Below are 23,021 nucleotides of genomic sequence, written 5' to 3' on the forward strand. Positions count from 1 at the left end.
GGAACGGCGGATCACCGGCCGCCGGGAATCGCGTCGCGGCGGCCCGGAGGAAACCCGTCGGTTTTGTAACAGCGCTCCCCGAGCGGCGCGCGGACGGCAAAATGGCTAATGTGCAAAGCATGCGGAGGACAGTGGTCGCGGCGGTCGCGATGCTGTCGCTTACCGCTTGCTCCGATGTGGACGGTGTGCGCGTCGCCGGCCCCGCTCCCCCGGCGGCGGCCGCCCCGGCACCGGCGAACAACCCGCGCGGCCCGAGTGTGGACGCGGTCGCTCTGCTGCGTGCGGACCCCACGGTCAGCGCGAGGACGAAGGCGGCGCTGAGACCGTGTCCGTACGGTCCGATCGCCGGGTCGTATCCGGTCAGCACCGCCTACCACGAGCTGACCGGCGAGGTCGACGTCGTGGTGAACGTGTATCCGTGCGCCGCGGTCGGCGCTCCCGGCACCGGCAGCAGCGGCGCGACCGGAGTGCCGGTCAGCGCGTATCTCGGCGGCTACGTCTACACCGTCAACGGGAAACAGCTGTTCAGGCTGGAGAACTCCGGTGCGCTGCTGACCGTGCTCGACGGGCAGCTGGCCACCATGTCGGCGACCGGGCCGAACAACGGGGTCGCCCGCTACCGCTGGACCGGCAACGGTTTCTCGCCGGAGTGAGAGGGGACATGACGCAGGTACTGCTCGTCGAGGACGACGACGTGATCCGGGAGGCTACGCAGCTCGCCCTCGAACGCGCCGGATTCCGGGTGTCGACGGCCGCGGACGGGCTCGCCGGGCTCGACCGGTTCCGGGCGCAGCCGCCGGACGTGGCGTTGCTCGACGTGATGCTGCCCGGGCTCAACGGCGTCAGCCTGTGCCGCCGGATCCGCGAGGAAAGCCGGGTGCCGGTGCTGATGGTCTCCGCGCGGGACGATTCGGTCGACGTCGTGCTCGGGCTCGAAGCCGGCGCCGACGACTACGTCACCAAACCGTTCGACACCTCGGTGCTGATCGCGCGGATCCAGGCGGTGCTGCGGCGAAGCGGCTGGTCCGGGCCCGAGGAGGACGCGTTCGTCCGCTTCGGCGACCTCGAAATCGACCGCGCCGGACTGGACGTGCGCCGGGCAGGCCAGCCGGTGGACCTGACCCCCACCGAACTGCGGCTGCTGCTGCGCTTCGCCGAATCGCCCGGCACCGTGCTCAGCCGGGACACGCTGCTGGCCAGCGTCTGGGATTACGCGTGGGGCGGCGATACGCGAGTGGTCGACGTCCACGTGCAGCGGCTGCGCGTGAAGATCGGTCAGGAACGGCTGCAGACCGTGCGCGGCTTCGGATACAAGCTCCGCGCCGAGCCGTGAAACTCTTCCCGGCCACCCTCCGGTGGCGGCTGACCGCGGCGGTGACCCTCGTGTCCGCCGCCGTCGCTCTGACGCTGAGTTTGCTGGTGCACCAGCAATTCGCGCGCACGCAGGCCGACCAAGCGCGGCACGCGCAGGACGAGTGGATCCAGCTGCTGCTGCGCAACCCCGGGGTCGACGGCCAGTTCGACGATCCGACGCTGCCCGCTCCGCTGCGCGACGCTGTGCGCGGCGGGAACCGGGCGACCTATTTGGACGGACCAGTCTTGTGGGCAGCCGCCGAAACCGGCGGGCACGTCGTCTCGGTGCGGGTCAGTTACGCGGCGCAAACGCAGGCACTGGCCACTTTGGACCGGGAGCTGCTGGCGGGTTCCGCTGTCGTGACCGTCGCCGGGGCATTGCTGGGCGTCGTGCTCGGTGCGGGGATGGCACGTCGGCTGCGGCGGGCCGCTGACGCTGCCCGCGACGTCGCGAACGGCACTCGGGCCCGGGTACGCGACGCGATCGGCCCGCGCCCGCGCGACGAAGCGGCCGACCTCGCGCAGGCGGTGGACGCGATGGCGGACGCGTTGCAGGCGCGATTGGCCGCCGAGCAACGGGTCACCGCGGACATCGCGCACGAGCTGCGGACTCCGGTGACCGGTTTGGTCACCGCGGCTGAGCTGCTGCCGCCCGGACGTCCGGCGGAGCTGGTCCGCGACCGGGTCGCCGCGCTGCGGTCGCTGGTGGAGGACGTGCTGGAGGTGGCTCGCTTGGACACCGCCGCCGAGCGGGCGGATCTGGCGGACCTCGATCTGGCGGAGTTCGTCCGGCGGCGGGTGCCGGACGCGGCGGCCCCGGTCGCGGTCCGGGTGCGGACCGATCCCCGGCGGCTGGAACGGATCCTGGCGAACCTGCTGTCGAACGCGGCCAAGCACGGGGCCCCGCCGGTGACGGTCGAGGTGGACGGCCCGTGCGTGGTGGTCAGCGATCGCGGGCCCGGGTATCCGGAGGTGCTGCTCCGGGAGGGGCCCGCGCGGTTCCGGACCGGCGCGGACTCGCGGGGCGGCGGGCACGGGCTGGGGTTGACGATCGCCGTCGCGCAGGCGCGGGTGCTGGGAGCGGAGCTGGAATTCGCGAACCTCCCGGACGGCGGGGCACGGGCGGTGCTGCGGCTGCCGGAGACGGCCGGACCGGGCAGCGCGTGATGGCTCGGCGAAGGTCCGTGCGGGGACCCCTCCGGGAATCTGATTCCGTCAGGGTTCCCCGCACGGACACCGGCGGGGCCGGGCGGCCGCACAGCGGCTGCCGAGAGCCGGACGGAAGCTGTCCGGTTGTCGGTCTTCTCAAAGCCGCGGCGGGATGACAAGCTGCTCACCAGCCGGTCGTCTCCGCACCGGCTCGCATGATGACAACGTTGTCAGCCTGGAGGTAGCGCGTCCATGTGGTCGCAGAAGAGACGGGTGACCGCGATCGCGGCGGCGGGCTTCGCGGTCGCCGGGCTGGTGTCCGGCACGACCGGGACCGCTAGCGCAGCGGCCGCAGATCCGGTGTCGCTGGTCAATCCGTTCGTCGGCACGCAGAACTTCGGCAACACCTTCCCCGGCGCCAGCGCGCCCTTCGGCATGGTGCAGGTCAGCCCCGACACCGGCGGTCAAGGCGGCTACGACTACCAGCAGAACTCGATCTACGGCTTCAGCCAAACCCACCTCTCCGGCGTCGGCTGCGGCGTGATGGGCGAACTGCCGGTCATGCCGACCACGGGGGCCGTCGATTCCGTCGACAAGAACGCCTACAAATCCGAGTACAGCCACGACGACGAGAAGGCCGAACCCGGCTACTACCGCGTCGGGCTGAAGAAGTACGGCGTCGACGCCGAACTGACCGCCACCCCGCGCACCGGCTGGCAGCGCTACACCTTCCCCTCGACCGGCCAGGCCAACGTCCTGTTCAACACCGGCCAGGCGAACCAGTCGGTGAAGGATTCCGAGATCCACGTCGTCGGCGACCGGACCCTCGAGGGTCGCGTGCGCGCGGGCGGCTTCTGCGCCGGGCACGACGAGCACACCGTCTACTTCACCGCCACGTTCGACCGCCCCTTCGCCTCCTACGGCACCTGGCGCGGCACCACCCGCACCGCGGGCAGCCGCGACGCCGCGGGCACCGGCGGCAACGGCGCGTGGGTCAGCTTCGACGCGGCCGCTGACCACGATGTCGTCCTCAAGGTGGGGCTCTCCTACACCGGTCTCGCTGGGGCGCGCGCGAACCTCGCTGCGGAGACCAGCGACAGCTACGACTTCGACGCCACCCGCGCCGCGTTGCGCAAGCAGTGGGCGGACCGGCTCGGCGCGATCAAGATCAGCGGCGGCAGCACCGAACGCCAAACCGCCTTCTACACCTCGCTCTATCACGCGCAGCTGCACCCGAACCTGGCTGGCGACATCAGCGGCGACTACGCCGGTTTCGACGGCAAGGTCCACCGCGCCACCGGCTACACGCCGTACCAGAACTTCTCCCTCTGGGACACCTATCGCCCGCAGAACCAGCTGCTCGAAATGCTGGAACCGCAGGTAGCCCGGGACGTCGCGCTGTCGGTGGTGGCGATCGGCCGCGACGGCGGCTGGCTGCCGAGATGGGCGCTGGCGGGCAGCGAAACCAACATCATGACCGGCGACCCCGTGACGCCGTTCCTCGTCGAGGCCTGGTCGAAGGGCTTGCTGGCCGGCCACGAAAACGAGGCGTACGCGCTGCTCAAGAAGAACGCGACCAGCACACCACCCGCCGATTCGCCGTACAACGGACGCTCCGGCGTCAATTACTACAACGACCGCGGCTATATCCCGAGCGGCCTCGCCCTCGGCAAGGACTGCGCGGCCAAGGGCGGGGACAACGACTGCGAGCATCCGACGTCGGCGACCATGGAGTATTCCGCCGCCGACGCCGCGCTCGCGTTGATGGCCAAGGGTTTGGGCCACCAAGCCGACGCGCGCATGTTCGCCGATCGCGGCCAGTGGTACCGCAACGTCTGGAACGCCGCCGACAAGCAGTTCCGTCCGCGCACCACTGACGGAACCTGGCTCACGCCGTACAACCCGCTCGACGCCGACCACCAGTTCCACGAAGGCGGCGCCTACCAGTACCAATGGCTCGTCCCGCAGGATCCGGCCGGGCTCGCCGAGCTGATGGGCGGCACGCAGGCGACCGAAAAGCGGCTCGACTCCTTCTTCGCCTACGGCAACCTCCTCAAGGACCCGGCGGGCACCGCGCGCGAGGACTGGATCGCCAGCCCGTACGACTACTACGCCAAGGCCACCTACAACCCCAACAACGAACCCGATCTGCTTTCCCCGTACCTGTACAACTGGGTCGGCGCGCCTGCGAAGACCGCGACCGTCGTCCGCGCGGCGATGACGCTGTTCACCACCGGCCCGGACGGCATGACCGGCAACGACGACCTCGGCACGATGTCCGCGTGGTACGTCTTCTCCTCGCTCGGCCTCTACCCGACGATGAGCGGCGCGAATTTCCTCGCAGTGTCCAGTCCGCAGTTCGAATCGGCGACTGTCCGGATCGGACAGTACGAGGGTCGGCAAGGCGGCACGCTCACCGTCACCGCGCCGGGGGCGAGCGACGCGAACCGTTACGTGCAAAGCGTTTCGCTCAACGGCCGGGACGTACGGCAGACCTGGCTCGATTGGTCCGCGGTCGCGCACGGCGGCAAGCTCGATTATCAGGTCGGCGCGGCACCGTCGAGCTGGGGAACGCAGCCGGGCACGGAACCGCCGTCGGTGAACAAGGCGGCCGGCGACCAGCGCCGGCACGTGGACGCGGCGCTGCGGCCGAGTTCGGTAGTGCTGCCCCAGCAATCTTCAGCGCAGACTGTCCACTTGAACCTGGACGTGCTCGGCCAGAACCCGGGAGCGCAGCCGGTCTTCGTGACCTCGTCGGCACCGTCGGGGTGGCGAGTGCAGACCGACCAGTCGCAGCTGTTGTGGTCCTTCCGGCTGCCGACGCAGAAGACCGCACCGGTCACGGTGACCGTTCCAGCGAACACGCCAATCGGCACGTATTCAGTGCAGCTCAAGGCATCCGGTCCGGGAGCGAATACCGTCGCCCGCACCGCCAGCATCGAGGTCCGGGAACCGACAGTGTGCGCGACGACGTCCGGCACCCAGTGTGCGGTCGATCTCAGCCACGACCGCAACCACGACGGAACCGCGACTGTCGCAGCGTCGACCGAGGGCAACTTCGACGGCAGCGGCTGGAGTTATGACGCCGCTCTGATGCCTCAAGCCGGAACCTTCGTCCACAATGGAGTCGCCTACGCGGCACCGGATCCCGCTGGCACCGCGGCGAACTTCGTGGAAGCACGCGGGCAATCGCTGCTGCTGCCCGCCGGAAAGCACCAGGCGGTACAGCTGATCGGCTCCTCGCACAACGGCCCGGTGTCCACTTCGCTGACCGTGCACTACAGCGACGGATCCAGCACTGATCTCCCGGCGACGTTCGGCGACTGGGCCGGTTCGACGCCGTCCGGCACGACCGTCGTGCTCGACCTGCCGCACCGGATCAAGGCGGGCAGCGGGGTCGACGGCCCGCCGGTGCGGCTGTTCGGCATCGCCTCCGCCGTGGACGGCGCCAAGACCGTCCAGTCGGTGAGCCTGCCGGACGACCCGCGAGTCCAGCTCTACGCGATCACTCTCGCGTAGAGTCCGGCCGGGTTCGCCGGATCCCTCCCCTTCGTCCGGCGAACCCGGCCATCCCCCCTTGTTCCCCCAGAAGTCTCAGGCGGCCGCGGGCACTGCCGCGACCCGGCCCGTCGCCTCGGCGTAGCAGGCCTCGAACGCATCCAAAGTGGACTCCAGCGCGTGCCCGGCGATCATCTTGCCGCTCGCCGCCCCCATTCGCGCCAGCGTCGCCGGGTCCGCGACCACCGCATGCAGCCGCTCGGCCAGTTCCCCCACGTTGCCCGGCTCGAACAGCCAGCCGTTGTAGCCGGGACGGCACAGGTGCGGCAGCGCCATCGCGTCCGCGACCACCACCGGCTTCCCCGCCGCCATCGCCTCCATCGTCGCGAGGCTCTGCAATTCGGCGACGCCCGGCATGCAGAAGAGATCCGCGGCCGCGTAGGCGTCCAGCAAGTCCTCTTCGGACACGAACCCGCGGAACCGCACCCGGTCGGCGACCCCGAGTTCGCCGGCCAGCTTTTCCCAGTCCGCGCGGCAGGAACCGTCGCCGATGATCTCCGCACGCAGGCGAGGCACGAGCGCGACCGCACGCAACAGCTCGTCGACGCGCTTCTCTTCGTCGAGCCGTCCGACGAACAACACCGTCGGATCGTCCGACGTCCGCGAAACCGTGCGCAGCCGGTAGCGGTCGATGTCGATGCCGCACGACACCGGGACCGCCCGCTCCGGGAAACCGTTTTCGTGCAACAATTCCACCGCACGCGGCGTCGGCGCGGTAACCACGCGGGCCGTCGAGAACACGCGCGTCAGGTCGCGCCAGGCCCACCGCGAAGCCGCGCCGCGCAGCCATGTCGGCACTCGCACGTGGCCGAACAGGTTTTCCGGCATGAAGTGGTTCGTCGCCACCCCGGGAACGCCCATCGCGGCAGCGTGCTTCAGCACGTAGCGTCCGACCACGAAATGCGCCTGGACGTGCACAAGGTCGGGCTGCAACTCCTCCAGCAGCGCAGCGACGTCCTTGCTCACCTCCCAGGGCAGGCCGATCCGGAAGGTGCGGTGGAACGGGGTGCGGTGCGAACGGACGCGGTGCACCACGACGTCGCCGTCTCTTTCGGTGCGCGCCGGGCCTTCCGGATCGACGCTGATCACGTGGACCTCGTGGCCGCGGCCGGCGAGACCGGTGGACAGCCGGTACGCGAACTGCGCCGCGCCGTTGACGTCCGGTGGATAGGTCTCGGCGGCGACCACGATGCGCAATGCCCGGTCGTCGTTCACTGGGTGCTCCGATCTGGTGGAATGGACAGAAGAAGAACTGCCGCGGCTCAGCACGGCGACGCCGCCGACCGCCAGCACCGCCGCCGTCAGCGCGACCGCGGTCGCCGCGGCGTCGAGGTGGGTGGCTTCGCCGAGCACCCCGGCGCCGAGACCCACTGCGACCAGCGGGTCCACGACAGTGAGGCACGCGACGGCGAGGTGCGGCGGACCGCATCGGTAGGACAACTGCACGAGCCAGCCGCCGACCAGCAGCGCCGTCACCATCGCGGCGACGGACACCGCGGTGCCGAAGTCGACGGTCCCCTCGCGTATTTCGAGGGAAACCGCCCGCATCAATACCGAAACGAAGCCGTAGGCAGCGCCGCCGGCCGCGCCGAAACACAATCCGCGGACCGACGGACGCGAAGCGATCGCGCCGATCAGCGTCAGCAGCGCCACGCCCCCCAGCACCAGCAATGCCGCCCGCGTTTGCGCGTCGGCACCGACCTCGGTGCTCGTGGTGCTGCCCGCGGCGACGGTCACGAACGTCCCGACGCCGAGCATGGTGACCGCGACCGCGGGCAGATCCCGCCGCCGCCGGTCGAGAATCGCGGTGATCGCCACAGCGATGACCCCGACCGGCTGCACGACGGTCAGCGGAGCCATCCCCAGCGCGACCGCGTGCACGCCGGCCCCCGAACCGAGCAGGGCCAGCCCGCCGAGCCAGCGCGGCGCCCGGACCAGCCCGCCGATCCGCGGCCGGCCGGGCAGCGCGGTGACGACGCCGTGCTGCAGAAGTGCGCCGGTGGCAAAGAAAACCGCGCCGAGCACGGCGAGCGCGATGGCGAGGATCGTCATGCGGCCGCCTCGGTCCGGGCCATCGCGGCGACCGCGAAAAGCTGCGCGTAGAGCAGGGCGTACAGCACCCGCTCGAACAACCCCAGGAACTCGGGCACGGACTGCTCCAGCAACGGCGCGTGTGCCAGCAGAAACGCGAGCGAGGCGGCACCGGACGCCAGCGAAAGCCAGCGCACCGCCTTCGCCTCCGGCTGACGACGCGCCAGCAACCAGCCCGCCAGCGGCAGGCACACGAACATCGCCGCGCCGGCATACCGGTGCACCGCACCGGAAAACGACGTCTCCACGCCGGTCGGGTCAGTCGGGAAGAACGTCGCGATGACCAATCCGGCCGCCCACAACGCGATCAGCACCGACTCCGGGCTGCGTTTCGGCAACCCCTGTTTGAGCAGTGCGTGCCGGACCAGGAGCGAAGCGCCGGCCAGCCCGAGCGAAGCCGCCGCCAGCAGCACTGCCCCGCCGGGCGGGAAAACGTAGTCGCTGATGACATCGCGGACCGGGTCGATCGCGCCCGCCGCCACCAGGTGCAACAGGAGAATCGGCACCAGCGAAAAAGCCAACGCGCCGGCAGCGATCGCGGGCGCTGTCGCCTTGGCCTTCCGCGTTATGAGGGTCACATCGATCAGCATGCTGGCGGCTGTGACGGCCCGGCATCGGGGAACACCCTGAGATGCACCCCTGGAATCCGCGGCCGCCCCCGGGGTCTTCCGAAGCCGGATCGGACCGGACGCGCGCCTCCGGTTCGCCGCCGGCACAGCCGGGCAAATCGCCCTAACGTGAGCCGAATAGGACGTTATACAGCGACTGGCGCGCGCTGATCTTACTGTCCTTTGTGGACTTTCCGGGTCCCTCACCCGGGTGGATGTCAGTTTCGGCGGGCGAGGCCGCGAGCCGCCGCCCCCGCCCTGCTGACGGGGCGAAACCGCGCGGTGGCTCGGCGCGTTCGCCGGGCGCGCCCCGGTTGCCGCTGCTGTGGCCCCGTGTTCAGATCCCGGCGAACCCAGCCGAAGGAGCGCAATTCCCATGCAGAGGGCACTCGTCAAGGCGGTCGTCGGGGCCGCAGCCGTCGTCGCGCTGGTCAGCGCGTGCGGGTCGGGCGGATCGAACGACTCGTCCGGGTCCGGAGCGTCCGGGCAGAACACCGCCCAGTCCAGCGGAGCCGCACAGCCCAGCGGCGCCAACCAGTCCGGCGACGCCGGGCAGAACGGCGCTTCCGGCCAGAACGGAGCCCCCGGGCAGAACGGCGGCCCGGCCGCGCAGGCGGTCACCGCCGCGATCCAGCAGGCCTCGCAGGCCTCGCCGATCAAGTTCGAGCCGGAGAAGGCGGAGTTGACCGGCCAGGCCAAGGAAGGCCTCGCCGCGATCGCGAAAGCCATGCAGGGCAACGATGTGAAGCTGAAGGTCGAAACCCACGCCGGCTACCCGGACGCGGACAAGGCGAAGAAGCTGTCCGAGGAGCGCGCGCAGGCGATCTCGACCGCGCTCGAGGGCGACGGCGTGGCCAAGGACCGCATCCAGGCCGAGCCGAGCGGCAGCGAGAAGGCACAAGGCGACCAGGCGTTGGACACGCAGCTCAGCGTCGCTTCGTGACTCGTGCCCCGTCCCCCCGCCGGCATTACCTGGTCGGGCCGAGCGGCTATCCGAACTTCGGCGACGAGCTGATCGCCGCCGCGTGGATCCGCCGCTTGGCCCGCACCGAACCGGACGCAGAAGTCTGGCTCGACACGCATTCGCCGGGTCCGGCGCAGCATTTGTTCGGCGACCTGCACCCGCGTTTGCGCTGTACGGACACTTTGTGGCGGCTGTGCGGCGAAGCGCCGTCGGACGATCCGTGGGAAGTCGCGTCCTGGGTGCGATCCGCGGTGCACGACCCCGGTCGTGCGCCGCGCTGGGACGCGGGGATCGAATTGCTCGGCGGGCTCGATGTAGTGCATTTGATCGGCGGCGGCTACGTCAACGCACTGTGGCCCCGGCACCTCGGACTGGTCGCCGGGGCCGCAGCGGCCGCGCAGCGTTCCGGAGCCCGCTCCGCGATGACCGGGCAGGGCTTCGTCCCCTGCCCGCCGGGCGCCGCCGTACTGTTGCGCGCGCTTGCTGAGCGATTCGACGTCGTCGACGTCCGCGACGATCCGTCCGCCGAACTCCTGCACGGTGTCGCAGGCGTCGAGCGGTCTTGCGACGACGTCTTCCTCGACCCGCATCCGCCGACAACGCCCACGACACGCGAGTTCGTCCTGTGCGTGCAGTCGGACATCGGCGCCGAGCGACCGTCCGCACTCGCCGCGCAGGTGCTCGACCTCGTGCGCGCGTGGCGGTTGCCGCCGGGCGAACTCGCTGTGGTGGAAGGGATTCCTCGCGTCGACCGCGAGGTTTTCGCGTTGCTGGAACACGAACTGCCCGGCGCGGAATTCCACCCGTTCCGCGACGTGTGGCAGCGCGGTCTCCCGCTCGCGCCGGGACAGACCTGGCTCTCCAGCCGCTTCCACCTGCACCTGGTCGCCGCCGCCGCGGGCGCGACCGGGGTGGCGATCGACGTTTCGCCCGAGTACTACACCACGAAACACCGAAGCCTGATCGAACTCGGTTCCGGATGGACACTCGTGGCCGCCGGTGCCGAGAAACCGCCGGAACGCCCTTCCGGCAACGGTTTCCCGGCGCACGTCCTGCATCACTGCGCGAATCTGAAACGGTCGGTCGCCGAAGCCGTGTACGGCCCGGAACTGCCCAAGACCCGCACCCGGTGGCCGCGGCTCAGTTGAGCGCGTTGCGGCTTTGATCGGCGAGCGCACCGAGCCCGATGCACAACGCGCCCGCGACGAACAGCAGCGAGACACCCCAGGTCGCGTGCGTCGCGGAGGCTTCCACGATCGCCAGCGCGGCCAGCGGAGCGAGCCCGCCGGAGACCGCTCCCCCGACTTCGCGGCCGGTGCCGAGGCCGGTCGAGCGGACCTCCGCCGGGAACTGCTTGGCCAGGAACGCTCCTTGCGCCGACAGCATCGCCGGAACCACGATGCCGGTCGCCAGCACGAGGCCCAGCCAGATGAACCAGCTGGTGCCGGTGTCGAGCAGCCAGAAGAACGGAAAGGCCAGCAATCCCGTCGCGACCGCACCCGCGACCACGACCTTCTTCGCGCCGATCCGGTCGCTGATCCAGCCCGCGATCGGCACCGTCACGATCGCCGTCCCGCTCGCGATGCTGATCCCCAGCGCGCCGATATTCGCCGGTACACCGCGGAAATTCGTCAGGTAAGCGAGCGAGAACGTCTTGAACACATAGCTGACGCCGTTGTAGCCGATGGTGATCACCATGACCACCGCGAGCGCGCGCCAGTCGCTGCGGAACAGCTTCACCAGCGGCCGGTTCGCCCAGCCGCGCGGCCGGTTTTTCCTGCTGCGCACCAGGTTCTCGAATTCCGGCGTTTCCGGGACCCGGCGGCGCACCCACAGTCCGACGCCGACGAGCAGGAAGCTGGCCAGGAACGGGATCCGCCAGCCGAAACCGTGCAGGAACTCTTTGTCCAAAGTGGTCAGTCCGGCGACGGCGAGCGAGGAGACGAGCAAGCCGACGTTCACGCCCAGCGCGGGCCACGAACCCTGCCGCCCGCGTTTGCGCGGGTCAGCGTGCTCGTAGGCGACCGCGATCGCGCCGCCGAACTCCGCCCCGGCGCCGAGTCCTTGCACCAGCCGCAGCACCACGAGCAGCACCGGCGCGAGAAGCCCGGCACTCGCGTAACTCGGCAGCAAGCCAATGCCCGCCGAGGAAACGCCCATCAGCACGAATGTCCACGACAGCACCTTCTTGCGGCCGATCCGGTCGCCGAGCGCGCCGAACACGATGCCGCCGATCGGCCGGGCCAGGAAGCCGACCGCGAAGGTCGCGACCGAGGCCATGGTCGCGGCCGCGTCGTTGCCCGGCGGGAAGAAGACGTGGCCGAACACCAGCGCGGCCATCGACGCGTAGAGGTAGAAATCGAACCACTCGAGCGCGGAGCCGACGACCACCGCCACCCCGACTCCGCGCGGGGCTTTCCGGGTCGTTCCGACGCTGTCGTCCACAACACTGGGCATGGTCCTGCTCTCCGGAACTGGGGCACAGGCGAGCGGAAGCCAGCCGGCGCGCGCCGTTGCGTGCGTATTTGGGAACGCTTGATGCGTATATCCGGATGCTAAGAGACCGCGAACACACCGGTCAAGGGTCTTCGGGAATTCGGGCTCAGCCCTGCCGCGCGGCTTCCCACCGCTTCACGACGGCCGCCGTGACGCAGCTGAGGAGTCGCCGGATCTCCTGCGGACGTCCGGGAATCCGCGCGGCCGGGCCCGCGACCGCGATCGGCGACCGCACGGGCCCGCGGGAACTCCGGCTCAATCCCGGCGTGCGGCCACCCGGCGCCTCACGACCACCGCCGCGACGTCACCGATCACCAACGAACGCTCGGAAACCACGCGGTCGAACCCGAGATCACGACCAACAACCACACGAGCCTCCAGGAACTCCGGCTCAGCCCTGCCGCGCGGCTTCCCACCGCTTCACGACCGCCGCCGTGATGCCGGCCAGCGCCTCCCCGATCTCCGGCAGCCGTCCGGAAATCCGCGTGGTCGGGCCCGCGACCGCGATGGCCGCGACGACCTCTCCGTCGACCAGGATCGGCCGCGCCGCCGCGCTCACGTCGGGCAGGGTTTCGCCGCGGTTGAGCGCGACACCCTCGGCGCGGACGGTGTCGAGTTCGTTCATCGCGGCCTGCACGCGCTCGGCGTCCGGGAGCACCGACTTCAGGTACGCCTCGCGCCGGCGAGCCGACCAGTACGCGAGGAAAATCTTGCCCGCGCTCGGCGGGTACAGCGGCCGCCGGGTGCGCAGCGGCGCCGAGTAGCGGATCGGCTGCTCGGACTCGACCGCGTCCACGTAGATCAGCGAATCCCCGACCGCGGCGCCGAGCATCACCGTCTCGCCGAACCGGCGGCGGAGCTCCTCCAGGGCGGGCCGGGCGGCGGTCGCGATGCCGGGCAGGCCGCCGGTGAGCAGGTTCCCCAGCGCCGGGCCGAGCCGGTAGGCTCCGTCGGCCTCGACCAGGTAGCCGGTCGACACCAAGCCTTTGACCAGGCCGAACACCGAGGATTTCGGCGCGTCGAGGGCGACTGACAGCTCGTGCAGCCGCATCCCGGGCTGCCGCGCGACGCACTCGAGGATGCTCGTGACGCGGCCGACCGTCCGGTGGGCCTTGGCCGTCGATTCGGTCATGGCAGCCTCCCCTGCGTTCGTACATACGAACCCTATCGCGGCAACCACCCGCCGCGGCGCTTGACCCGAGCCGCGCGTCGCCTTACGTTGGACGTATATCCGAACTTCGCGTTCTCATATACGCACGATGGAGAGCAGCACTGTGGACTTCCAGCTGAGCCAAGACCAGGAGGACATCCGGCGCGCCGTGCGCGAGCTGGCCGCCCGGTTCCCCGACGAATACTGGGCCGAACGCGACGAACGGGCCGAGTTCCCGCGCGAGTTCTACGACGCGTTCGCCACCGCGGGCTGGCTCGGCATGGCGATCCCGGAACAGTACGGCGGCGGCGGGCTCGGCATCCTCGAAGCCGCGCTGCTGCTGGAAGAAGTGGCCGCGTCCGGGGCCGGGATGAACGGGTGCAGCACGATGCACCTGACGATCTTCGGGCTGAACACCATCGTCAAGCACGGCAGCGAAGAAATGCGCCAGGAGATCCTGCCCGGCGCGGTCGACGGTTCGCTGCACGTCTGCTTCGGCGTGACCGAACCGGACGCGGGCACCGACACCACGCGCATCTCCACCTTCGCGCGTCGCGACGGCGATTCCTACGTCGTGCACGGCCGGAAGGTCTGGATCACGAAGGCCGGCCAGTCGCAGAAGATGGTGCTGATCGCCCGCACCACGCCGCGCGAAGAGGTGGAGAAGCCGACCGACGGCATGTCCCTGTTCGTGGTGGACATCGAGTCCGACGCGGTGCAGCTGCGCGCGATCCCGAAGCTCGGCCGCAACGCGGTGTCGTCCTACGAGGTGCTGATCGACGGCCTGCGGGTGCCGGAATCGGCGCGCGTCGGCGAGGAGGGCAAGGGCTTCCGGTACCTGCTCGACGGGCTCAACCCGGAACGCATCCTGCTCGCGCACGAGGCGCTCGGCATCGGCCGGGCCGCCCTGCGCCGCGCGGTCCGCTACGCCGGGGAACGGCAGGTGTTCGGCCGTCCGATCGGGCAGAACCAGGGGCTGGCGTTCCCGCTGGCCGAGGCCGCGACCCGGCTCGACGCGGCGGAGCTGATGGCGCGCAACGCCGCCTGGCGCTACGACAACGGCCTGCCGGCGGGCAAGGAGGCGAACATGGCGAAATGGCTGTGCGCGGACGCCGGGTTCCAAGCCGCCGACCAGGCGATCCAGACCCACGGCGGAATGGGCTACGCGCGGGAGTACCACGTCGAGCGCTATTTCCGGGAGGCGCGGCTGCTGCGGCTCGCGCCGATCAGCCAGGAAATGGTGCTGAACTACGTGTCCCAGCACGTGCTCGGGCTGCCGAGGTCCTACTGATGGGCGCGCTCGACGGGCTGCGGGTGCTGGACCTGTCGCGGGTGCTGGCCGGGCCGTACTGCACGCAGATGCTGGCCGACCACGGCGCCGAGGTGATCAAGGTCGAATCGCCCGCCGGGGACGAGACGCGGGGCTGGGGTCCGCCGTTCCTGTCCGAAGGGACCAGCGCGTACTACGCGAACCTCAACCGGGGCAAGAAGAACATCGTGCTCGATCTGTCCGGTCCGGACGGTCGTTGCCTGCTCGGCACCCTGCTCGCGGGCGCGGACGTCGTGGTGGAGAACTTCAAGGCGGGCACGCTCGCGCGCTGGGGCTGGCCGGACGAGACGATCCGGGCGGAGTATCCGGCGCTGATCCATTGCCGCATCACCGGGTTCGGCGCCGACGGACCGCTCGGCGGGCTGCCCGGGTACGACGCGGTGTTGCAGGCGTACGGCGGGCTGATGAGCGTGAACGGCGAGGCTGACGGGCCGCCGCTGCGGATCGGCGTGCCAGTGGTCGACGTGGTGACCGGGGTGCTCGGGTTCTCCGGGATCCTGCTGGCGCTGCACGAGCGGGCGCGGTCCGGGCTCGGGCAGCTGGTGGATTGTTCGTTGCTGGACACCGTGATCAGCTTGCTGCATCCGCATTCCGCGGCTTGGCTCGCCGATGGTGCGGTGCCGCGGCGAACTGGTTCGGCGCATCCGTCGATCGCGCCGTATGAGACCTTTTCGACGGCGGACGGGCCTTTCTTTGTCGGAGCGGGGAACAACCGGCAGTTCGCCGCGCTGGTCGACGTGCTCGGCGCGCCCGGGCTGGCTTCCGATCCGCGGTTTGCCTCCAATGCCGACCGGGTCAGCAATGTGGGTGAGCTGCGGGCTGAGCTGAGTGTTCTGATCGGACAGTACAAGCGGGACTCATTGGCTGAGTTGTTGCTGGCTAAGGGAGTTCCGGCGTCTCCGGTGCACGATATCGCGGAGGCGATGAACGCTCCGCAGGTGCGGCACCGGGAAATGGTCGTCGAACGGGACGGGTATCGCGGAGTCGGGGTGCCGGTGAAGCTGGGGCGCACACCCGGTTGTGCGGCGGAATCGCCTCGGCCGCCGGGGGCGGATACCCGGGAAGTGCTGGCGGCGGCGGGGTTGTCGCGCGAGGAGGTGGAGAGGGCGCTGGCGAAGGGGGTGGCATATGGCGGGCGCGCGTAGGTGGCTCGTGAGTGTTTATCCCGGTTAGAACCGGGATAAACACTCACGACCGCTCACCGCCAGGGCCGGACCGGCGTGCCCCGCCACCGGGTGCGCGGCGGGACCGTCTCCCCCGCCATCACCAGCGACCCCGAACCCACCGTCGCGCCGTCGGAAACCCCGCTGCCGGGCAGCTGGAACGCGCGCGGGCCGAGCGTCGCGCCGGAGCCGAGGCGGACCGGATCCAGCCGCATGACGCGGTCGTGGAACAGGTGCGTTTGCAGCACGCAGCCGCGGTTCACCACAGCGTCGTCGCCGAGGTGGACGAGGTCCGTTTCCGGCAGCCAGTAGCTCTCGCACCAAACGCCGCGGCCGATGCGGGCGCCGAGGGTGCGCAGCCACCAGTTCAGCACCGGCGTGCCGAGGAACGAACCGGCGAACCACGGCACCGCGAGCGTCTCGACGAAGGTGTCGTACAGCTCGTTCCGCCACACGAACGCGCTCCACAGTGGATGGCGCCCGGGGCGGAATCGGCCGACCAGCGTCCACTTCATCAGCGTCGTCAGCAACGCGGCGAAGAGACCGGCCGAGACGAACACCGCGGGCGCGAGTGCGGCGGCGATCCAGAAGCCGTCCGCGATGTCCACTCCGGTCAATACCGCGCTCACGGCGAGTGCGAGCAGGCCCGCGATCAGCAGCGGCGCGATCCGGCACGACTCGACCAACGCCCGGGCAAGCTTCAACCGGCGCGGCGGCGCGAAGGTGCGGGCGGGGTCGACGGTGTCGGCGGTCCGGCGCAGCTCCAACGCGGGTCGGCCAAGCCACGACGTGCCGTCGGGGACGTCTGCCGGGGTGTCGGACAGGACGCCGACCAGGGAGGCCGAGCCGAGCGTCCGATCCGGGCCGACGACTGCGGAGTTGCCCACGAAAGCGCGTTCCCCGACTTCGGAAACGCCCAGCCGGACCCAGCCGCGGTCCAATTCGTACGGTGCGGCGAGGACGTCATCGGCGAGGAAAGCACCGTCTCGCACCCGAAGCAGCGACGGCAGGCTGAGCACAGTGGACAGTTCGACGCCACGGCCGATGCGGGCGCCCAGCAAGCGCATCCAGACCGGAGTCGCCAGTGCGGCGTAGAGCGGAAACAGCTGCCGCCGGGCGATTTCCAGCAGTTCGTGCACGAACCAGGCCGCCCAGCCCGCGCGGCTCAGCACCGGATAGACCCCTGGTCGCACGGCCAGGCCGGCCAGTCGCACGAGCAGGACGATCGTCAGGGCGTACACCGCGATTCCGGCGAGGACGAGCAACGGCGTCCACGGCAGGATCGCCAGTGCGGCGCCGCGCGGATCGTCCGCCGCCGGGATCAGCAGCAGGGCGACCACGATCAGCGGGATCGCGGACACGAACATGAACAACGATCGCAGCGTCCCGCCCAGCGCGAAGGCCAGCGAGTACCGCTTCGCCCGCGGTGCCGTGGCGGCCGGCCGGGACGGACGCTCTCCCGAAGGCCCGGCCGGCGAGCCGCCCCAGACCGCGCCGTCCGGTACGCGGGTGTCGAGCGTCGAGCCCGGGAGCAGCACCGATCCGGCTCCGAGGTCGGTGCCGGGCAGCAGCGTGCTGCGGCCGCCGACCCGGGCGCCGGCTCCGACCCGGACACGGCCGATCCGCAGCACCGGGCCGTCCAGCCACCATCCGGCCAGGTCCGCTTCAGGTTCGATCGCGCATCCGTCGCCGAAGTCGGCGAGACCGCTGGCTGGCGGCGGTGAATGCAGGTCGACGCCGCGACCGACCCGATTGCCGAGCAACCGGGCATACGGCGCGGCAAGCGGGGTTCCGGCGACTCCGGGCGGGCCGATCACGGCAGCGAACCGTTCCGCCGTCCACAGTCGCATGTGGACCATGCCGCCGCGGCGGTACTCCCCCGGCGCGAGCTTTCCGCGCAGCATCCGCACGCCGCCCGCGGCGAGCAGCATCCGCCCCGGCGGGCTCAGCAGCACCAGCCACGCGGGCACGAGGAGCCACCACGACATCCGCGGCAGCCACTGCAACGGCAGCACCAGCGAAACCAGCGAGCCGAGCAGCGACACCCACAGCAGCCACCGCATTCCGGACAGGGCCAGCAAAACCAGCTGCACCCCAGCCTGCCACCATCCGCTGCCGCGCACCGGAGCGACCGGCGGCTCCTCCACGGCGACAGTTTCGACCGGCGCTCCGGCGAGGCGTTCGTACAGTTCCCGCGGCGTCGGGCAGGAGTACACATCGGACACTGCCGCGCTCGGATACCGTTCGCGCAACACGGAAACGAGCCGTGCGGCGGTCACGCTCGAACCGCCGAGGTCGAAGAAGTCGTCGTCCGGCCCGGCCGCGGTTCCGAGATGTTCGCTCCACACCCGCACCAGCCACGCCAGCTTCGGATCGGACGGCACCGCCGGCGCGGCGGCCGGTTCCTCCAGCGGCCACGGCAGCGCGTCGCGGTCGAGCTTGCCCGACGCGCGCACCGGCAGATCCGGCACCAACGCGAGCCGAGGCACCAGCGCCGCGGGCAACCGGTCGCGCAGAAGGCTGCGCGCCGCGGTGCGATCGAGGCTCTCGCCTTCCGGCACCACGTAGCCGACCAGCACCTGTGCGCCGCTGTCCGTGCGCCGCACGACCGTCGCGGCCGCGGCGACGCCGGGCACCGCACGCAGCGCGGCGTCGATCTCGCCCAGTTCGACGCGTCGTCCGCCGATCTTGACCTGACCGTCCGCGCGGCCGACGAACTCCAACCCCTCCGGCACCGCGCGCACCAGGTCGCCGCTGCGGTAAGCACGGCTCCAGCCGAGACCCGGCAGCGGCACGAACTTCTGCGCGTCCTTCGCGGCGTCGAGGTACCGGGCGAGGCCGACGCCGCCGATCACCAGTTCGCCGCTCCGGCCCCAAGGCACCGGGATGCCCGCCGGGTCCTCCGGGTCGACGACCGCGAGTTCCCAGCCGTCGAGCGGCAGCCCGATCCGCACCGGTTCGCCCGCGCGCAGCCGTTGGGCACACGCGACGACAGTGGTTTCCGTTGGGCCGTATGTGTTCCAGATTTCCCGTTCGCCGTCGTCGAACCGCGTCACGACCTCCGGCGGGCACGCTTCGCCGCCGAGGATGAGCAGCCGGACGCTGGCCAGAGTGTCCACTGGCCACAGTGCGGCGAGCGTCGGCACCGTCGACACGACCGTGACGCCGCGCTCGACGAGCCACGGCCCGAGGTCGGCGCCCGCGCGGACGAGCGAGCGCGGTGCTGGGACCAGGCACGCGCCATGTCGCCACGCCAGCCACATTTCCTCGCACGACGCATCAAACGCGACGCTCAGCCCGGCCAGCACGCGATCGCCCGGGCCCAGCGGCCGCGCGGCGCAGAACAGCCGGGCTTCAGCGTCCACAAAGGCCGCGGCCGCGCGATGCGTGACCGCGACGCCCTTGGGTTTGCCGGTGGAGCCGGAGGTGAAGATGATCCACGCGTCGTCCTGCGGCTGCGGACGGACTCGCGGCCACTGCGGTCCGCGCGAGGGCGGCAATCCCGCATCGCTCAGGACCAGGCTTACTTGCGCCTCCGTCCACACTGTCTCGGCGCGATCGGCCGGATCGTCGGCGTCGACTGGAACATAGGCCGCACCAGTGGAGAGAACAGCGAGAATGCTGCGGTACAGCGATGCGGTGCCGGAGGTCATCCGGATGCCCACGCGGTCACCCGGCATGACCCCGGCGCCGCGGAGCCGTCCGGCGAGTTCTTCGACCTGCGCGGCGAAATCGCGGTACGTCGCGCGCTCGGTTCCGTCGTCCAGCGCGAGCGCGTCCGGGTGTTTGCGCACTGTTTCGGCGAAAATGTCGTAAAGCGTGCGCACGGCGGGCGCCGGGCCCGCCCGGTAAACCGCCGTCGCCTTTTCGGCGAGCCTCTCGGGCGCGACTGTGCGCACCCGATCCGCGTCCAGCGTCACAGGAAAACCTCTTTCCAGGAGAACAGGAGTCACGAAACCGGCCGGACGCCACTCAACAACGAGCGGCGTGAGGCCGGGCTGAAGCAGCAGCGCCGTTCCCGGACGCTGAAATCGGAACAAGAACAGATATCGGGCAATCCCCCAGCCACTGCTGTGCGGCTCGTCACGCGAGTCCGGACATTAGCGGACGCAGCGCCGCCGAAGTCACTCGGCAGAGTTAATTTCGGAATTCGTTCTCAACGGGTTCACAGGATCGTTGTGCTTCTCCCGTTCACCGCACGCAGGGCACCCCGCCTCCGGACAATTCGTCGGCGGGCGAAACCGGGGCGACCGGCACCGGATCGACCTGGTCGGCCTTTTCCCGGAAATCGGCGCCGAGCACCAGTTTCAGCTCCCCCGCGGCCAGCGCGCCGTCGTAGCCCACGCCGTACCCGCCGCCGAGCGCGGCCACGAGTTTCGCCGCCGACGCGGAATCCCCGCGTCCGTAGCGGACGACAGTGCGGTGCGTGTGCCGCGCGTTGGACGTGCGCCCGGCACGGTATCCCCGCGACGGGAGCGTCTTCAGCACCCGGGCGGCCGCGCCCTCACGGCCGCTCGCGTTCACCACGTCCACCGCGGGCCCGGCCGTCGCGGCGGGCGGCGGCGGAACCGTCCGGCCGAGCAGCCGGGCCGCGGCGGCCCGGATTTTCACCGGATCGACAATGTTGACGTCTTCGCCCTTGGCGTCTTTTTCGAACCGTTCGACCGGAAGCGACGCCAACGTCAGATCCCCGCCCGCGAACGATTCCGCCTGCCGCGCCAGCGCGTTGAGGTCGAGCCCGGAATCGATCGCGACATTCTCCCGCGCTGCCGAAACCAGCTGGCCGAGTTTCCCCGGGTCGCCGAACACCCGGCCTTCTTTCAGCTGATGCGCCAGCGAAACGAGAAACGCCTGCTGGCGCCGTTCCCGGTCCAGGTCGGTGAACTCGTGCCGGGAATCCCGGCGCTGCCGCACGAACGCCAGCGCCTGCTCCGCGGAAATCCGCTGCTGCCCGCTCGGGAAATCCGCCCCCGAGTAACTGTCGTGCGCGGGTTCGGACAAACACACCGTGATCGGCTGCACGACCTGAGCCAGCTGATAGAACGCGACCAGGGTGACTTCGACGAAATGGTCCACCGCGACTCCGCCGAGGAACTGGCGCACCGTAGCGACTTCTGCCGCGCGGCCGGCGTCCCGGGACCTCTGTTCGCGAGCCGCCTTCTCGGTGACGCCTTGCGCGGCAAGACGTTTGGCCTCCGCGGCGAACGCGTACCCGTAAGCCTCCTTGATCTTGCCCTGGCACACGCCGTCCGGACAGCCGGCTAGTTCGGTGTAATCGTCGCGCGGGATGGAGATGACCGTCGGATGCCCGCCGTCGGCCGGAACGTGCAGCAGCATCAGCACGTCGGTGTTGTAGCCGCCGACGTGCTGGTCTCCCGCGTGCAACTGCTCGTACAGCTCGGCGGGCAGCGGTTCGCCCCGCTCGTCGAGCCGCGAATCGAGCCCCATGACGAGGATGTTCGTGTCCCCGCCCGGCCGGGCCTGCCCGTCGAGCGCGGTCGACGCCGTCACCCCGGACAGCAGCGCGCGCAGTTCGGCCCACCCGTAGGCGGCCCCGCCCAGCAGGACCGAGACCAGCGCGACCACGCCGATCCGCTCGGCCCAGTGCCCGTTCGCGCGCTCCATCGCTCACCGCTCCTCCCTCCGGCGCACCCGGTCTACTCCGGGGAACCTGTGAGAGCGATGAGAGAGACGGCCCGCCGGGCAGCCCGCCGAGGTCGGACGGGCGCCCGCCGCCGAGCGTCACACTTTGGAGGGTCAGCGCCGACGTTCGCGGAGATCGCCGGGCCGGACGCCGACCAGCAGCACCACGACGGCGAGCAGGATGATGCCCGCGCTGATCTGCAGCCCCAGCGACAGGCTCCCGGTCGAGGACTCGATGAACCCGAGCAGCGACGGCGAAGCGGCCGCGGCGAACGAGCCCATCGACGTCACGACCGCGATCCCGGTGGCCGCGGCGCGGTCGGTCAGGTAGATCGACGGGATCGAGTAGAACACCGTCAGTCCCGAGTAGTGCGCGGCCGCCATCACCGCGAGCAGCAGGATGATCACCACGACATTGCCGCCGGACACCGAGATCGCCAGCATCGCGAACACCGCCACGATCCAGCTCGTCGCCGCGTGCCAGCGCCGCTCCAGGGTGCGGTCCGAATGCCGGCCGACCAGCAGCATCACCACGATGCCGAGCAGCGGCGGGATCGCCGAGAACAAGCCGAGGTTCAGGACGTTGCCGACGCCGGCGTTGGCGATGATCCGCGGCGTCCAGTACGAGACGGCGTTCGCCAGCGTGTACGCGCCGCACGCGCACAGCCCGAGGATCCAGACCTTCGGGTCGCGCAGGGCGAGCAGCAGGCCGCTGTGTTTCTGCTTCGCCGGGCCCTTGTCCCGCAGGTCCGCGTCGAGGTCGGCGCGCACGGCGGCCTTCTGCTCGGCGGTGAGCCACTTAGCCTGCTCCGGGCCGTCGGTGACGAAGAGCAGCACGAGCCCGGCCAGCAGGATCGGCGGGATCCCCTCGATCAGGAACAGCCACTGCCAGTCCGCGAGCCCGCCGACGCCGCCGAGCGAGTGCATGATCCAGCCCGACATCACCGACCCGAGCGCGCCGGACACCGGGATGCCGATGAAGAACACGGCCGTCATCCGGGTCCGCCGGGAAGACGGGAACCACAGCGACAGCAGGTACAGCGCGCCCGGGAAGAACCCGGCTTCCGCGACGCCGAGCAGGAAGCGCGCGGCGTAGAACATGATCTCGTTCTGCACGAACAGGGTCACCACGGTCATCACGCCCCAGGTGGCCATGATGCGGGCGAGGGTCTTGCGCGCGCCGATGCGGGCGAGCAGCGCGTTGCTCGGGACTTCGAAGAGGATGAAGCCGACGAAGAACAGCGTGACGCCGAGCCCGTACACCGCGGGGCCGAAGCCGAGGTCCCGTTTCAGGCCCTGCTGCGCGATCCCGATGTTGGTGCGGTCGATGTAGCTCACGACGTAACACAGCACCAGCAGCGGCATGACGCGCCGGGCGATCGTGCGATAGGTCGCTTTGCGGTCGAGGCCGGCGGGTGCCGGAGCGCCGGTGACAGCGGATGGTTCGGCCACGGCTGAGACTCCTTCGTCCGGATCGGGCGAGTGGCAGTCTCGGCATCAAGTGTTGAGTTTGTCA

The 23,021-nt window shown here is 70.5% G+C and carries 15 protein-coding genes; 8 read left to right on the forward strand and 7 right to left on the reverse strand.

What is annotated here, in order from left to right; translation table 11 throughout:
• Nucleotides 1-119 precede the first annotated feature (119 nt).
• From H4281_RS16625 to H4281_RS16640, 4 genes are all read left to right on the forward strand, one after another.
• Nucleotides 120-653: a hypothetical protein gene (locus H4281_RS16625; RefSeq protein ID WP_182891828.1), complete on the forward strand. Its 534-nt coding sequence runs from the start codon at nt 120-122 to the stop codon at nt 651-653.
• Nucleotides 654-661: 8 nt separating this feature from the next.
• Nucleotides 662-1,333 carry a two-component system response regulator CseB gene (cseB, locus tag H4281_RS16630; RefSeq protein ID WP_182891829.1) on the forward strand — a complete coding sequence of 224 codons (672 nt, stop codon included), beginning with the start codon at nt 662-664 and terminating at the stop codon, nt 1,331-1,333.
• The gene (locus H4281_RS16635; RefSeq protein ID WP_182891830.1) at nt 1,330-2,520 is read left to right on the forward strand and encodes a sensor histidine kinase; all 1,191 of its coding nucleotides are present in this window, start codon (nt 1,330-1,332) and stop codon (nt 2,518-2,520) included. The genes cseB and H4281_RS16635 overlap by 4 nt, the downstream gene beginning before the upstream one ends.
• Nucleotides 2,521-2,775: 255 nt before the next feature.
• Nucleotides 2,776-6,021, forward strand: a complete 3,246-nt coding sequence (locus H4281_RS16640) for a GH92 family glycosyl hydrolase (protein WP_512698989.1) — start codon at nt 2,776-2,778, stop codon at nt 6,019-6,021.
• Between the two features lie 75 nt (nt 6,022-6,096).
• On the opposite strand, the gene H4281_RS16645 is transcribed toward H4281_RS16640, so the two are convergent.
• Both H4281_RS16645 and H4281_RS16650 read right to left on the reverse strand, forming a co-directional pair.
• Nucleotides 6,097-8,112, reverse strand: a complete 2,016-nt coding sequence (locus tag H4281_RS16645; protein ID WP_182891832.1) for a glycosyltransferase — start codon at nt 8,110-8,112, stop codon at nt 6,097-6,099.
• Nucleotides 8,109-8,729, reverse strand: coding sequence for a DUF998 domain-containing protein (locus tag H4281_RS16650; RefSeq protein ID WP_312872126.1), 621 nt, complete (start codon nt 8,727-8,729; stop codon nt 8,109-8,111). Before H4281_RS16650 ends, H4281_RS16645 begins: the two co-directional genes overlap by 4 nt.
• A gap of 406 nt (nt 8,730-9,135) precedes the next feature.
• Here H4281_RS16650 and H4281_RS16655 point away from each other — a divergent pair, with 406 nt between their 5' ends.
• Both H4281_RS16655 and H4281_RS16660 read left to right on the forward strand, forming a co-directional pair.
• Nucleotides 9,136-9,702, forward strand: a complete 567-nt coding sequence (locus H4281_RS16655; protein WP_182891834.1) for an OmpA family protein — start codon at nt 9,136-9,138, stop codon at nt 9,700-9,702.
• On the forward strand, nt 9,699-10,871 hold the full coding sequence (locus H4281_RS16660; RefSeq protein ID WP_182891835.1) for a polysaccharide pyruvyl transferase family protein: 1,173 nt from the start codon (nt 9,699-9,701) through the stop codon (nt 10,869-10,871). The genes H4281_RS16655 and H4281_RS16660 overlap by 4 nt, the downstream gene beginning before the upstream one ends.
• Here the strand turns inward: H4281_RS16660 and H4281_RS16665 are convergent.
• Together H4281_RS16665 and H4281_RS16670 are read right to left on the reverse strand one after the other, a co-directional pair.
• Nucleotides 10,864-12,180 (reverse strand): MFS transporter, encoded by a 1,317-nt coding sequence (locus H4281_RS16665; protein WP_182891836.1) that lies wholly within the window; start codon nt 12,178-12,180, stop codon nt 10,864-10,866. The genes H4281_RS16660 and H4281_RS16665 overlap by 8 nt on opposite strands.
• 430 nt (nt 12,181-12,610) lie before the next feature.
• A complete protein-coding gene (locus tag H4281_RS16670; RefSeq protein WP_182891837.1) occupies nt 12,611-13,351 on the reverse strand; it encodes an IclR family transcriptional regulator in 741 nt (246 codons plus the stop codon).
• 127 nt (nt 13,352-13,478) lie between these two features.
• Between H4281_RS16670 and H4281_RS16675 the strand changes: the two genes are divergently transcribed.
• Complete coding sequence (locus H4281_RS16675) at nt 13,479-14,660, forward strand: acyl-CoA dehydrogenase family protein (protein ID WP_220507309.1); 1,182 nt, start codon at nt 13,479-13,481, stop codon at nt 14,658-14,660.
• Nucleotides 14,660-15,844 (forward strand): CaiB/BaiF CoA transferase family protein, encoded by a 1,185-nt coding sequence (locus H4281_RS16680; RefSeq protein WP_182891838.1) that lies wholly within the window; start codon nt 14,660-14,662, stop codon nt 15,842-15,844. Before H4281_RS16675 ends, H4281_RS16680 begins: the two co-directional genes overlap by 1 nt.
• A 53-nt stretch (nt 15,845-15,897) precedes the next feature.
• Here the strand turns inward: H4281_RS16680 and H4281_RS16685 are convergent, their stop codons facing one another.
• From H4281_RS16685 to H4281_RS16695, 3 genes are all read right to left on the reverse strand, one after another.
• Nucleotides 15,898-19,782 carry a Pls/PosA family non-ribosomal peptide synthetase gene (locus H4281_RS16685; RefSeq protein WP_182891839.1) on the reverse strand — a complete coding sequence of 1,295 codons (3,885 nt, stop codon included), beginning with the start codon at nt 19,780-19,782 and terminating at the stop codon, nt 15,898-15,900.
• Nucleotides 19,783-20,053: 271 nt separating this feature from the next.
• On the reverse strand, nt 20,054-21,487 hold the full coding sequence (locus H4281_RS16690) for an LCP family protein (protein WP_182891840.1): 1,434 nt from the start codon (nt 21,485-21,487) through the stop codon (nt 20,054-20,056).
• 132 nt (nt 21,488-21,619) lie between these two features.
• Nucleotides 21,620-22,957, reverse strand: coding sequence for an MFS transporter (locus tag H4281_RS16695; RefSeq protein WP_182891841.1), 1,338 nt, complete (start codon nt 22,955-22,957; stop codon nt 21,620-21,622).
• Between the last annotated feature and the right edge of the window lie 64 nt (nt 22,958-23,021).

The sequence above is a fragment of the Amycolatopsis dendrobii genome (assembly GCF_014145675.1).
GTDB lineage: Bacteria > Actinomycetota > Actinomycetes > Mycobacteriales > Pseudonocardiaceae > Amycolatopsis > Amycolatopsis dendrobii.

What these genes read in the sequence shown, in the direction of transcription:
- H4281_RS16670 (WP_182891837.1), bottom strand. Translation starts at nt 13,351, where the DNA reads ATGACCGAATCGACGGCCAAGGCCCACCGGACGGTCGGCCGCGTCACG.
- H4281_RS16680 (WP_182891838.1), top strand. Translation starts at nt 14,660, where the DNA reads ATGGGCGCGCTCGACGGGCTGCGGGTGCTGGACCTGTCGCGGGTGCTG.
- H4281_RS16625 (WP_182891828.1), top strand. Translation starts at nt 120, where the DNA reads ATGCGGAGGACAGTGGTCGCGGCGGTCGCGATGCTGTCGCTTACCGCT.
- H4281_RS16655 (WP_182891834.1), top strand. Translation starts at nt 9,136, where the DNA reads ATGCAGAGGGCACTCGTCAAGGCGGTCGTCGGGGCCGCAGCCGTCGTC.
- cseB (WP_182891829.1), top strand. Translation starts at nt 662, where the DNA reads ATGACGCAGGTACTGCTCGTCGAGGACGACGACGTGATCCGGGAGGCT.
- H4281_RS16645 (WP_182891832.1), bottom strand. Translation starts at nt 8,112, where the DNA reads ATGACGATCCTCGCCATCGCGCTCGCCGTGCTCGGCGCGGTTTTCTTT.
- H4281_RS16665 (WP_182891836.1), bottom strand. Translation starts at nt 12,180, where the DNA reads ATGCCCAGTGTTGTGGACGACAGCGTCGGAACGACCCGGAAAGCCCCG.
- H4281_RS16675 (WP_220507309.1), top strand. Translation starts at nt 13,479, where the DNA reads ATGGAGAGCAGCACTGTGGACTTCCAGCTGAGCCAAGACCAGGAGGAC.
- H4281_RS16690 (WP_182891840.1), bottom strand. Translation starts at nt 21,487, where the DNA reads ATGGAGCGCGCGAACGGGCACTGGGCCGAGCGGATCGGCGTGGTCGCG.